Annotated in this window: 7 protein-coding genes; 3 read left to right on the top strand and 4 right to left on the bottom strand. The window is 64.9% G+C overall.

From position 1 onward, the window contains the following. The 4 genes from V8683_RS15850 to mug form a co-directional block, all read right to left on the bottom strand. The gene (locus tag V8683_RS15850; RefSeq protein WP_462880661.1) at window positions 1-8,835 is read right to left on the bottom strand and encodes a two-partner secretion domain-containing protein; all 8,835 of its coding nucleotides are present in this window, start codon (window positions 8,833-8,835) and stop codon (window positions 1-3) included. 41 nt (window positions 8,836-8,876) lie between these two features. Next, complete coding sequence (locus tag V8683_RS15855) at window positions 8,877-9,161, bottom strand: hypothetical protein (protein ID WP_411192647.1); 285 nt, start codon at window positions 9,159-9,161, stop codon at window positions 8,877-8,879. Window positions 9,162-9,205: 44 nt separating this feature from the next. Continuing rightward, window positions 9,206-9,418 (bottom strand): hypothetical protein, encoded by a 213-nt coding sequence (locus V8683_RS15860; protein WP_411192646.1) that lies wholly within the window; start codon window positions 9,416-9,418, stop codon window positions 9,206-9,208. A 357-nt stretch (window positions 9,419-9,775) separates the two neighbouring features. Next, window positions 9,776-10,360 (bottom strand): G/U mismatch-specific DNA glycosylase, encoded by a 585-nt coding sequence (gene mug / locus V8683_RS15865; protein WP_411192644.1) that lies wholly within the window; start codon window positions 10,358-10,360, stop codon window positions 9,776-9,778. Between the two features lie 354 nt (window positions 10,361-10,714). On the opposite strand from mug, the gene V8683_RS15870 reads away from it, so the two are divergent. From V8683_RS15870 to V8683_RS15880, 3 genes are all read left to right on the top strand, one after another. After that, entirely contained in the window at window positions 10,715-11,488 is a 774-nt protein-coding gene (locus V8683_RS15870) for an SDR family NAD(P)-dependent oxidoreductase (RefSeq protein ID WP_411192642.1), read from the top strand. Window positions 11,489-11,702: 214 nt separating this feature from the next. Next, a complete protein-coding gene (locus V8683_RS15875; protein WP_411192640.1) occupies window positions 11,703-12,884 on the top strand; it encodes a metallophosphoesterase family protein in 1,182 nt (393 codons plus the stop codon). Between the two features lie 207 nt (window positions 12,885-13,091). Continuing rightward, the gene (locus V8683_RS15880; protein WP_411192639.1) at window positions 13,092-13,667 is read left to right on the top strand and encodes an ANTAR domain-containing response regulator; all 576 of its coding nucleotides are present in this window, start codon (window positions 13,092-13,094) and stop codon (window positions 13,665-13,667) included. The last annotated feature ends 8 nt before the right edge of the window (window positions 13,668-13,675 follow it).

Below are 13,675 nucleotides of genomic sequence, written 5' to 3' on the forward strand. Positions count from 1 at the left end.
TCATTTCCTATATTGGATTGCGGCTTGTATCGGTCCGGCTGATCCCTGCATGATTTGATTCACCAGACTTCCCAGCGGCGGCGGCAATACTGCTTTTGCAAACGAACCGGCTGCCGTTGTTGCTGTTGCGACTCCTGCAGACAAGTCCGGATTGCTGCTCGTCATCCCTGCGCTGCCGAACGCACCAACACCTGTGACTCCCGCGTTGTACGTATTGGCCGCGATTTTCCCAGCCGTTCCCATTCCTGCGATTGCAGCATCGCCAATCATAAAGGGAGTTGACAGGCCACCAATGATTCCGGCGATATACGAATTTGTAAAATTTGGCGCGTCAGGGCTAAGTCCATTCTTGTAGCTGTAGTAACTACCCCCGTAATCATAGCCACCCGCGAGAAGCGCAGCGGTTACGGCTTCTGGTCCGAGAGCGATTACCGCAACCGCAGGAACTCCATACAGGGCTTCAGTTTTCATGTTGTCCGATGCCGTCTGCGCATTCGCTCCCTCAGCATTAACGGCAGCCATCGCCAGCGACGGATCGCAGGGCCCCGAACCATCGCAGACCTTCGACAACAGGCTCTTTTTGTTGTCCAGGCTCTGGTTGTACAGTTGCACGGCCGAGCCCGTCGCCGCGCCTGCTGTCCCTCCGATAATCGCGCCACCAAGTCCAGCAGCAATATTGCCCGCGAGATTCCCAATCAGTTCCGAACCCGTCGCCGAGCTTACACCGTTTGCGATATCCGCCAGGCCCTTGGCTGACATCGAAGCAAAGCCCGCGCCCGCAGCGCCGCCAATCGTGCTGAATGCCGTTCCTCCACCCAGGCCACCAATCAGCGCGCCGCCCGCGATATGCGCCAGCGTCCGGTCTGTTCCGCCTTCGTCCCACGCCGCCGCCGTTGTCGGATCCGTCGCCGTATCGCGCTTGTGGTCCGCATACATGCCGATCCCCTGCGCCACCACCTGGCCCGCTGCCTGCGCCGCCTGCATCGTGTCCGCCTGCTGGTTGAGCAGGGTGTTCACATCGGGCGTATTCGCAACCGTGCCGTTGGTATTCGTCGTGTCGCGACTCAGGTTCGCCACGTCCTGCGTCTGCGCGCCGGGATTCGTGACGTTGATCGTGCCCACGCTGATTGCGCTGCGCGTCGTTGCGCTCGAATCGCCATTTGCATCCTGCGACATCATCGGCGCTACGCTGCCGGTCCCGCTCACCGAGCCGGGGCCGATTGCCTTGCCCGTGTTGCCCACGCCCACACCCGCGCTGATGCCGTTGCTCGTCGCGTCGTAGTGGCTCTGGTTCTGGATATCGCTGTACGTCAGCGTGCCCGTCGTCAGGCTGTTCTTCGAGGCGTCGGCCGTGCTGGAGATGACCGCGCCCGTCAGGCCCGTATTGCCCTTGACGTTGATATCGAAGCCGCCAGTACCCGCAGCGATGCCCGCCTGCTCATTGACCTGGGCGTAATTGCCATCAGCATGCCCGTTCTGCGCGCTGAAGCTCGCGCTGCCGCCGGCCTCGCTGATACTGAACCCGCCACCCGCGCTGCTCTGGTGTGCTGCGCTCGTCGTCGTATCCTGCACGCTCGCGATATTGAGGTCGCCGCCCACGGCCGCCGTCACCTGGTTTCCCGCGACCTGCGAGCCGGTGATGTTCGTGTCGCCGCCGCTCAGGATCGTGACGCTGTTCGTGCCTGTAACGTGCGAGGCATTCTGCGTCGCCGCATCGCTGTTCGCGTCACCGTGCGCGTTCTGCATCGAGGCCGAGACCCCGAAGCCGTTCGTGGTGAGGGACACGCCCACGCTCGCCCCGGACGACGAATTCGAGCTGCGCGTCGAATCGGTGTTCGTCGTATTCACGATGTTGACCTGGTTCGCCGCGGCCAGCACGACATCGCTGGCACTCACGTTCGAACCGGCAATCGTCACATTACCGCTACCCGCCGTGCCGTTGCCCGTCGCGACGAAGGTGGTCGTGCCGCCCGCCTGCACGTTCGAACCCACCTGCGTCGTCTGGTCCTCCGACGACTGGCTCTGGCTGTGGCTCGACCCGACACTGACCTGCACGCCGATGCTCGGTGCGCCCGCCGCCTGGGAGACTCCGGTTGTCGCCATCTGGTACGCGCCGTAGCCCGCCAGCGCCGCATCGCCCACCGCCGCAATCGCATGCAAGGCGTCGGCACGTCCATTGCTGTTGCCGCTCGCGAGCGCCTGGCCCTGCTGGTACGCGCCGTTGATCGCATCCCCGATGCTGCCACCCAGGCCGATGCTCAGGCCGCTGCTGCTCGTCTGCTGCGTCTGGCTCGTGTTGCTCGTATTGGTCGCCGAGTTGATGGTGACGTTCGCCGCCGTGCCCGTGATGTTCTTCGCGGCAATCAGGTCGCTGCCCGTTACGGTCAGGTTGTTGCCCGCGTTGACCGAGACACTGCCATCCAGCGAGCCGACCATGCTCGCATTGTTCGTCACGCTCGACTCCTGGTCGGTCGTGGCGAGCTTGTTCGTGCCGACCGTCACCGACAGCCCGCTCGTGCCGAGGCCTGTGTGCTTCTCCTGCTGGCTGCCCGAGGACTGCATCGTGTCCTGCGACGTGGTGATGTTGACATCGTTCTTCGCACTGAGATCCACATCGTTGGTCCCGACAACCGTGCTGCCCGTCACGTTGATATCGTGACCGCTGCTGATCGACACGGCATCCGCCGAGACCGTGCTACCCTGGGACTGTGTAATGGTCGTATCGCGCGAGCTGGCCTCCTGCATGCCGCTCACCAGGTTGCTGTGGCTGTGCTGCTCCTGCGAGTTGTCGACCTGCGTCGCGGTGGCCGCGCCGATGTTCACGTCGTTGGTCGCCGCAAGCGTCGCCGTACCCTGGGCGAGGTTGATCGTGCTGCCCGTCACGTTGATATTGTTGCCCGAGGCAACCGTGAGGCTGTTCCCCGAGTTGAGCGTCGTGCCCGTCAGCGTCTGGCTGGAAACGTGCGAGGTCTGTGCGTAGCTGCCGTGGGAATCGCTGCCCGAGTCGTTGCTGTCGACCGTCGACGTGGTCGTGGCCGCCTGGAACGTCGCGTCACCCTTTGCCGCGAGAATGCCGCCACCGCCCAGGTTGATGTTTGCGCCCGTTGCCGTCAGGTTGTTGCCGACGCCGACTTCCGACACGCCGCCCACGTTCACGGTACTGCCCGTCGCGCTGTTGATATTGGTATCCGACACGCCGTTCGCGCGCTCGACTACCTTGTGCTCACCGGTCTGCACCGTGCCGATATCCCAGTTGCCGCCCACGGCCATGCCGAGATTGCCGCCGACGTCCAGGTTGCTGCCGTTCTGCTCGAAGTTGCCGCCCGTGACGATCGAGGCGTTGCCCGCCACGTCCAGGTTCGCGATGGGGCCGAGCGTCGTGTTCACGCGCGTCGCGCCCGTGGCGCTGACCTGGTTCAGCGTGTTCGTCGCCGTGTTCAGGATCAGGTTGCCGCCCGTGTTCAAGGCCAGACTTCCCGCACTCACGTTCGCCGAGGTGAAGTTGATGTCGCCCGTCGTGTTCAGGTCCATCAGCCCGCCGCTTTTCAGCGCGCCGAACGCGTCGTTGATCTGCTGGCCGCTGATCGACAGCGAGTTGCCAGCCTCCACCGTGCCGCTATTGTTGAAGGTCTGCGCGTTCTGCAGGTCGATGTTGGTCGCAGCAATGAGCGGCCCGTTCATGTTCTGCTGGCTGGCCTGCGCGAGATAGACGACCGGCACGAGCACGGATTGTCCGTCCACCACCTCCGTCTGCATGATGACGACGTTGGACGTGAGCGCGGCCACCTGGGCGGCCGACAGGCCCATGCCGAGCGGCAGGTCGAGCGACTGCGCAAGCGACGCGCCCGAGGCCATCAGCGCCTCGTACATCGACTGTGTGTTCGTGTAGGGGCCGAGTACCGCCTTGCCGGTGAGCGACGTGATCTGGTTCTGCACGAGCTGCTGCTCGTAGAGGCCGTCGCCCAGGCGCTTTTCGGTGGTCTGCGGGTTGTATCCCAGCAGGTTCAGGTAGTAATCGCTGGAGAGGAAGGAATTCGTGCTCGTGAAGGCCGGATTGGTCTCGATCAGGTAGTCCGCACCCGGCGTGGTATCCAGATGGAAGAGACCACCCTGCGGAATGGTCAGATTGTCCAGCACGTTCTGCGCGGTGGCGCTCGCGATGGCCGGATCGACCGTGCCCCCGCCGCCCTTGATGGGACCGGTGCCGGCGCTCGCGCCGCCCGCCGAGCCGCTGAGCGTCCCGATCCCGACGGCCAGCGACGTACCCGGTGCGAGATTCATCGACGGCAACCCCGCATCGCCTGCCGTGTTGTCGATGTTGATGCCTGTTCCGCTGATCGTGCCGCCCGCGACGAACGTCGATTCGTAGGACGGCAGGGCGTAGGTGCGGATATCGGCTGGCGCCGCCTGGGTGTAGCCGCCCGGGTGGTTGGTCGGAAACAGGGGATTGGGGTTGCCGAACGGCAACTGCCAGTTGTATTCGGTGTTGTCGTAGTTGTCGTAGTGGTAGTAGCCCGAATACGTGACCTGCACACCGGGCGCGAGCTGGCCCTGCCACGAGTTCTGGTCGAGCGTGGCCGGCATGGCGATGTTGCCAACCGCCGCGACCGCGCTCCAGTAGTTCTGGAACAGCCCCACCGACGACGCATTGAGGTTGCCGCCGGAGATGATCTGTGCCTGCGGGCTGATCGCCGTGATCAGGTTCGCGAGCGCCACGCCCGTATAGGTCGTGTACTGGTACGTGCTGTTCCACTGGCCGCCATGCGGCGGATCGGTGGGCACGCCGCCGATCATCGACGGGTCGCCCGTGGAACCCATCACCTGCGGATTGCCGGGACCGCACGCGGCCATGTAGGTGGCGGTACACCCGGAGAGGCTGATGCCGAGCTGCTGGATGATCGACGAACCGGCATCGAGCGGCACGCTGTAGGAGCCCGAGGTCGTCATCACGCGCCGTGTGTTCGTGACCTGGTTCGCGTACAGCGCCATGTCGGCCGAGGACTGGATCAGCGCCGAGACGTTGTCGATCAGGTTCGCATTGGTGTAACTGCCATCGGCATTTTTCCCACCCGCCAGCACGACACTGCCGAGTCCAAAGATCGCAGTGGTCGCCTGTGTGTCGGTCGCCGTGACGTTGTCGACGTTCTCGATGTCGGGCGCGAGCAGCTCGAGCGTGCCGCTGCTATCCGACGCGCCGATCAGCGCGGACGGTCCGAGATTCTGCAAACTGCTGGTCGCGCTGAGCGAAACGCTGCCGCCGACCATCGCGCCCGTGTTCGTGAGGGTAGCCGAGTGCGTCGTGAGCGTGCCGCCGGCCATCATGGCGCCGCTGTTGACGATATCGCCCGCGTTCACGCCCAGGTCGTTCGCGGCCTCCACGATGGCGGCATTGGTGAAGGTGCCCGGCAGCGTGAAGGTGAGGTTGTGGCCGGCGTCGAACTGCTGGTCGGGCGTCGTCGTGAAGTCGCCCTGCAGGTTCACCGACACGTCGTTGCCGGCGGAATAGACACCGCCGCCCAGCAGCGTAGTGGCCGACAGGGTCAGGTCGTGCGTGGCTCCCATCTGGCCGTTCGTGTTCGTGATCGTGCCGGTTGCCGTGATGTCCGCATCGCCCTGCGAGCCCGGCAGGGTGCCCATCTGGCTGCCGGTGTTGTCGATGTCGCCCGCCTGCACCCCGAGGCTCGCGCCGCTCACCTGGCCGCCCTGGGTGTTCGAGATGGACGATGCGGCGAGCGACACCGCGCCGTTGCCGGTCATGACGCCATCGGCGTTCACGATCTGGCTGCCGCCCTGTACCGACGTATTACCGGTACCCAGGTTGCTCACGACGCCCTGGGTGTTGTCGATGGACGCGGCCTGTACCGAGAGCGTCGAGCTGTCGTTTGCTCCGCCCGTACCCGCCTGGACACTGCCCCCTGCGTTGGTGAGCGCACCGCCGCTCGTGAGCGCGAGCGAGCCGAACGAGCGCATCAGGCCGGCGGTGTTGTTGATCCCGTTCAGGACGGCGACCGTCATGCCCTGCTGCGCAGCGAACGTGCCGCTGCCGTTGTTGAAGCTGCCCATCTGCGCGTTGATGGTGCCCGCGCTGATAAGCTTGCCGCCCACATTCGAGAACGCCCCCGCGCCGTTACCTGGCGTGAGCGTGAAAACGCCCGCGCCCGCATCCAGGATCGAGCCGCCGTCGTTGTCGAGCGTGGCGGGGGCAAGCGTGAAATTCGTGCTGTTGGTCTGGAACGTGCCGCCTGCGGAATTGTCGAACAGGCCGCTCACGTTGACCGCCATCGGGCCGGTTCCGTATTGCGTGACCGTCCCGCCCTCGTTGATAAGGTTGGTCGCAGACACCTGGAGCTGGTTCGCGGCCACACTGCCGCCGCTGTTGTCGGCCGTGCCGCTCACGTCCAGCGTGAGGTCCGGGGCCTGGAGGCTGCCGCCGTTGCGGTTCGACAGGGAGCCGGTCGTGATGGTGGCGCTGGTGTTCGCGCTCGTGGTCCCGCCATCGTTGACGAAGGTGCCGCTCGCGAGACCCAGCCCCGCGCCCGACAGCAATTTGCCGTCCGTGTTGTTCGCTTCGCCGCTCACGTTCGCCGTGAGTCCCGCCTTGCCCCCGACATCGCCCGAGGTATTGTTGAGTGACCCGGCAGTCGCCACGACCTGCCCGTTGCTCGTGACCTGGCCACCCACGTCCGAGATCGACCCCGAACCGTTGCCGGGATCGAGCGCGAGGGTGCCGGTGCCCGCATGCAGGATCGAGCCGCCGTCGTTGTCGATGGCAGCGGGCGACAGCGTCAGGTTCGTGCTGTTGGTCTGGAACGTGCCGCCTGCGGAATTGTCGAACAGGCCGCTCACGTTAACCGCCATCGGGCCGGTTCCCGTCTGCGTGAGCGTGCCCGCGTGATTGACGAAGTTCGTCGCGTCCAGCGTCAGTTGCGCGGCCTGCGTGCTGCCTGCGCTGTTGTCGAGAGTTGTCGCGCTGATCGTCGCCGCCTGGGCCGACACGGTCCCGCTGACGTTCTTGAACTGCGAACCGGCGTTGAGGGTCGCGTCCTGTCCCGCCTCAAGCGAACCACCGGAATTATCGACGGATTGCGCCGAGACCTGCAGATTCGTCTGCGCGGTAACATCGCCCTGGTTGACCACGGTGCCACCCTGCAGCGACACCGCGCCGTTGCCGCCAATGTCGCCGCCCGCGCCATTGAGCAGTTGCCCCGTCGCGCTGAGCGTCAGACCGTCGCCGTTCAACGAAAGGATCTTGCCGGCCGTGTTCTGTATCGAACCGGCGCTGATGGATTCCTGGCCCTGGGCCTGGGCGATCCCCCCGGTATTGTCGAACGCGCCACCCGTCGCGATGCCGAGCGTCGTGCCGGCCGTCGTCTGGCCGCCCGCGTTCGTGACCGCGCCCGCCGTAATCTGCGTGGACGTGCCGCTCGACAGTTTCGCGCCGCTGTTGTCGAACGTGCCGGCCGCGTTCGCTGTGATCGACGTGCCCGCGCCCGTGGTCGCATTGACCAGACTCAGGTTGCCGCCGGTGGCCGTGAGAGCCAGCGCCGTGCCGGCGCCGATATTCGCATTCGAGAGGTCGAGCGCGACGCCGTAGAGCGTCACCGAGCCAGCGGCAACGGTCTGGCCGTTCGCCGACAGCAGACCCGCCGCCGATATGCTCAGGTTGCCGCTCGGACCGGTCGTGCCGTCGCTGTTGATGCCCGCGCCGAACACGCCCGTCGAGGCGACACTGCCCGCGTTGACCGACGTGTTTTGTTGTGCCGCAAGGGTCCCGCTGTTCACGAGCGCACCGGGCGTATTGAGGATGGTATTCTGCTGCGCGTAGACCGTGCCGGTGTTCTGGATGCTGGCGGCGCTGAGGGTGGTGTTGCCGCTCGCGTTCATGCGGCCCGACTGTACGAGCTGCCCCGCGCTCGTGAGCGTGAGGTCTCCCGCCTGCGCCGCAATCGTGCCGGCATTCGCTACCCCGACACCATTCTCCGTGCCGACCAGAGTTATGCTACCCGCATACATGCCGCCGAGCTGCGACACGTCGATGGACACGCCGGGCGCGGGGCCGCTGCCCGCAATGGGTGTCGGCGTCAGGCTCGCATAGTCGATGCTGTTGGCGCCCGTGGTGACGTTCAGCCGGTTGGCGTAGACCGCCGCATTGGCCTGCACGGCACGCGCCAGCAGGTCTACCTCGTCGATATTCGAGGCGTTCAGGCCCGCGCCCTGGACCGTGATGGTGCCCTGGGTGACGCTGAAACCGCTCAGGTTGCCGCTGCCGTCGATGAGCGGATTGCCCGTCGTTAAAATTCCGCGGGCCGTATTGATAAAACCCCCGCCGTCCACCACCAGGCCCGAACTGTTCGCGATCACCACATCGGCTTTCTGCCCGGCCACCTCCACGTAGCCGGCCAGCCGCGAAGGGTTGCTGCTGTTGACCTGGTTGACGATAATCTTCGCGGACTGGCCGGGCGAGAGGTTCGGATTGCCCGATATCTGCCCGGCGAGCTGCGTGTTCGTGTTCGTGGGCGAATTGTTCAAAATCGCGCCACCCGATCCGACGTCGAACTGCGAGTAGCTATTGAGCGAGACGCCCGCCCCCGAGGGCTTCTGCACGTTCACCTGCGGCAGACCGTTAGCCGTATTGATCACGTTCGGCGCATGCACACCGGATGGCACGATCTGCGCCCCGGCCATCAAGGGTGCGAGGCCAAAGACCGCGAGCGCAGCAAAAGCCACATGACGCATGGCGAACAGCGTGAAGGACCGGCGTGCGACCGATGGGCCGGTTTCGCCCTGGCCTGACTTGCCCTGCGCGATGGCCGTTTCCGAAACGGCGACAAGCATTCCCCGAAGCCTGCTGAACACAAGCCGGTAACAACGATGGTTCATTTTTTCTTGTACCTGTGATGCTGGATGAAGCCCTGCCGGTTTGCAGGATGTTTCCCAGTTACGTCACACGACACCAGACGCGGCATCGCACCTGAAAGCGCGCTATCTGCGCGCACGGGCATGGGAAGAGCTTCACTCAATCCCTGTTTAACAGTTGTCAAGCATTGCCAGGTTTCGGCGTCGAAACCACGCTTCGTTAATCTTTTATGCGTCTTGCTGTCAAAACCGGACTCGACCGTCTGCGTATGCTCTTGCGCGAAGAGGGCATCGTCGTCAGGCAAAGACAACCGGCAAGCGCTTGAGATACGCCATACTGGCCGGCGCGTCAGTGCTTGCGGCCGGTCAGCAGGGCACCGAAATTCCGGCGAGCGGATTTGGGCCGGCCTGCGTGGAGCGTAGACAGGGTCCGAATGACCTGCTCCAGCTCGCGAACCCGGGCTTTCAGGGAATAGATGTGGGCGGATTGCGCGACCAGTTCATTGATCAGGTCGTCGGTCGTATAGCCGCTGGGGAAAACGGAAAGAGGTCTGTCGTGCATCGCGTCCGTTCCTGTGAGTGGAAACGGCCCGCCCGGTGCAGAGGGGCGAGCGGGCACATGACAGGGTTGGTCGACCGGCGCAACACCAAACCGGCAGGCACGAAGCCTCCCTGCCAGGCCCGCCCGTAGACAGAAAACAATGGACGAACAAAGGCAGCCGCCTGCCCCTGGGGGGGCAGGCGGGGTGTTGCGTTTTCAGGCGACCAAGCCTGAGCCACCGCTGTTTTGGTGGCAGTCCCGACTCTAGCGCAGGGGCAAGATGCGGCGCAGCCGATGCTACCCGACTTCTCTTGATTAGTCATCCTGCCGGTTCCGCTTCAGGCGGCTGGCTTCACTTCCTCGAAGTACTGAGGCACTTCACGGCGATCGAGCATGCCGTACAGGCGACGCAGCCGCACGCCCTCCGCCAGCGGGGCTCGAGGACGCGACTGCGATATGAAGTTCGCGATAAGCCGCAGCCAGCGCGTCGAGACTGAATGCCCGGTTCAGGCCGCTCGGGTTGGGCAGGACCCAGGCATGCGCGCCGCCGAATCGGGCGGCTTGCGGACCCCATTCGATATCGCGCACGCCAGTCATCGCGGAAATCACCGCCTTGCCGAGAAACGCGATCACGCCCGGCGCGTATCGTCGAATCTTCGATTCGAACTGCAGCGCCGCGGCTTCGATCTCCGATCGCGACAGCTCGTGGGCGCGCGCGGTGGGTCGCGAAACCGCCGTGGTCAAACCATAGCCGTATTGCAATAGCAGGCGGTCGTTCTCGGGAGCCAATAACCCGGGCGTCAATCCGGCAAGATGGAGCACCCGCCAGAAGCGGTTGCCCCTGCCGGCAAAATGATGGCCTGTAGCTGCCGCGCGCAGGCCCGGATTGATTCCGCAAAATACGATCGACAAGCCCGGCGCGAGGATGTCCGGCAGAGATTGCGCCGAATCAGCGTGCGTCACGGCCGGCTCGCGGCGTGCAAGCCACCGGCCGGGCCGATACGCTCGTCAACGTGGGGGCGCTGCTGCATCTCAGCCTCCTCGCCTCTGTCCAGCGGCATTGGTAGTCCCGGTTCTTCAGGCGCCTGAACAAGCACGCCGTGGCAATAAAGTTTTTCTTTCAATGAAAGACATTTTATCTCGTTTGTCCATACGAGGAAATCGGCGAAAAATATCTTTCAAGCCAGGTGCGAAGGCAGATGCCGCCGACTGGCGCCGGGAGTCCGCGAGTCGCTGACGGAATGAATAGATTTTCTTCCTGAAAGCAGCCAACGCTCGTTCCCGGCTTTCTTCCACCAGACAGAAAGAGAGATCGAAATGAGCAATGAGTTCAAGGGCAAGAAGCTGCTGGTTGTCGGCGGCACGAGCGGAATGGGCCTGCAGACGGCCCGGTTGGTTCTCGCCGAAGGCGGCAGCGCGGTGATCGTGGGTAACCGCCCGGAAAAGACCGAGGAAGCGCGCGAGGCGCTCTCCGCGCTCGGCCAGGTCACCGCGCTGAGCGCGGACCTGGCCACGGATGAAGGGCTGGCCGCGCTGCTCGAGGCGATCGACGGGCAACACCCGGATATCGACCTGCTCGTCAACGCGGCCGGCGTGTTCTTTCCCAAGCCGTTCCTCGAACATCGCGAGGCCGACTATGACCCGTACATGAAGCTGAACAAGGCAACCTTCTTCATCACGCAGAAAGTCGCCGCGAACCTGGTCGCGAAGAACCAGCCAGGTGCGATCGTCAATGTCGGTTCGATGTGGGCGAAACAGGCCATCGCCGCCACGCCGTCCTCGGCCTACTCGATGGCCAAGGCCGGTCTGCATTCGTTGACCCAGCACCTGGCCATGGAACTGGCGCCGAAGCATATCCGCGTCAATGCCGTCTCGCCCGCCGTGGTGCAAACCCCGATCTACGAGGGCTTCATCCCGAAAGCCGAAGTGCACGACACGCTGCAGGGCTTCAACAGCTTCCACCCGATCGGCCGCGTGGGCACCCCGCAAGACGTTGCCGAAGTCATCGCGTTCCTGCTCTCGGAGAAGGCAGGCTGGGTCACCGGCGCGATCTGGGACGTGGACGGCGGCGTGATGGCCGGCCGCAACTGACGCGCGCATCGACCGGGCCACGTAGTCGCTGGCCGGATCGCAGGCCCCAAGGCGCCGTCATGGCGCCCCGACCGCCGTAACAGAACTGACACGAAACTTTAGTCCGAGGAAACCAAACTAACGCTGCACGCGCCGGAGCCGTGCAGCGGCCCCGGCTGCGCCCCAAGCCATTCTTTCCCCACGAGGCAGCAAGGCACACAAGGAGCAGACCCCCATGACCGTTTCCAAGGGTTCGCACGGCCATATCTTCGGCCGCATGAGACCGTCGCATACCGGCTACGCCATCCACCGCGATCCGCCGCGCGACACGCACTTCCGCGACCTCCCTCCACCAACCGGCAAGGCGCCGTTCCGGCTCGACCTGAAGGACATCATCAGCAAGGCCGACTACGACGCCATCGTGAAACGCCAGCGTCTCGTGTTCCACCTGAACGGCGACATGGGCGGCATTGGCTATGCGGTCCCGCAGGAACTCGTAGCCGCGGGCATGGAAACCGATCTCACGAAGGCGACGAAGGACGGCTCGCTGCCCGACTTTCTCTACATCACCGGCGACTGCGTCTATTTCAACGGGCAGATCAGCCAGTACTACGCGCAGTTCTACGAGCCCTACGAGCTGTACCATCGTCCCGTATTCGCCGTGCCGGGCAACCATGACGGCGAGAACCTGGCGACCGACCAGACGCTGGACGGCTTCATGCGCAACTTCTGCGCGAGCAAGCCCGGCACGAAAACGCCGGAGTCGATGGGCTCGTTCCGCACGGCGATGATCCAGCCGAACTGCTACTGGACGCTGCTCACGCCGCTGTGCTCGATCGTCGGCCTCTACAGCAACGTGCCCGAGGGCGGCGAGATCGTCGAACCGCAAACCGACTGGCTCGTGGAAGAGCTGCGCACGCTGCCCAGGGACCTGCCGCTCTTCGTGGCGCTTCATCATCCGCTCTACTCCGCCGACGACTACCATTCCGGCAGCTCGCGCATGCGCAAGGTGCTGCAGGATGCGAGCAAGAGCGCCGGCCGCTATCCCGACATGATCTTCACGGGCCATGTCCACAACTATCAGCGCATTTCGAGCATGCACCCCGACGCCGGCCTCATTCCGCAGCTCGTAACGGGCGCGGGCGGCTATCACAACCTGCACTCGATCATGAAGGTGGATGGCGAGAAGATGGTCGCGCCCGTGAACTTCGACGCGGGCGACGGCGAAACCGTCACGCTCGAAACCTACTCCGACGACCACCACGGCTTCCTGCGCATGGACGTGACGAAGACGCTCGTCACCGGGCGGTACTACCTGGTGCCGCGTCCGCAGGAGCCGCGCACCAAGGGATCGCAGTTGTTCGATCACTGGCAGTACGACGTCAAGCACCGGCGCTGGGTGCCGAACCAGCTATAGGAACCCGCGGGAACCCGCCCGAGGCGCGGCGGGCGGGGGCGTCGCGGGGTTTCGTCGCGCCGCCCTGGCGTGCGCCCGCTGCGCCAGTTGAGTGCGGCCTCGCGCACCTCGCACTGCTGCGGTGCACCAGCCGGCCCGCGAGCCCTCCTGCAAGGCATCGCGGGAGGACGCGCCGCAAGCTGGCACGAGGTTTGCTTTTTAGCTCGCATGCTGCGCGTCCTGCTCGTCACCGACACCGAGAAGCCCATCGGCGATCTGCGCGACGCCCTCGCGCGGCTCGGCTACGCCATGCTGCCCGATCCGGCCACGCCGCAAGACCTGCACCGCGTGGTCGAGCGCGCGCACCCCGACGTCATCATCGTCGATACCGAGTCGCCCTCGCGCGACACGCTCGAACAACTCGCCGTGATGAATGCCACCGCGCCGCGCCCCGTGCTGATGTTCAGCAACGACGCGAACCAGCGGCTCATCCGCGCCGCCGTGCAGGCGGGCGTGACGGCCTATCTCGTCGAAGGGCTCGCGAGCGAACGGCTCGCCCCCATACTCGAAGTGGCGCTCGCGCGCTTCGCCCAGGAAGCGGAATTGCGCGAGCGCCTGACGCAGGCCGAGACCGAACTCGCCGAGCGCAAGCTGATCGACCGCGCGAAGCGCGTCCTGATGGAGCAGCAAAAGCTGAGCGAGCCGGCCGCCTACGCCGCGCTGCGCAAACGCGCCATGAACCAGAGCGTGAAGCTCGCCGAGGCCGCACGCCAGATCGTCGAGGCGGCCGGCGCGAAAGAATGAGGCGATGC

The sequence above is a fragment of the Paraburkholderia sp. AV2 genome (assembly GCF_054968425.1).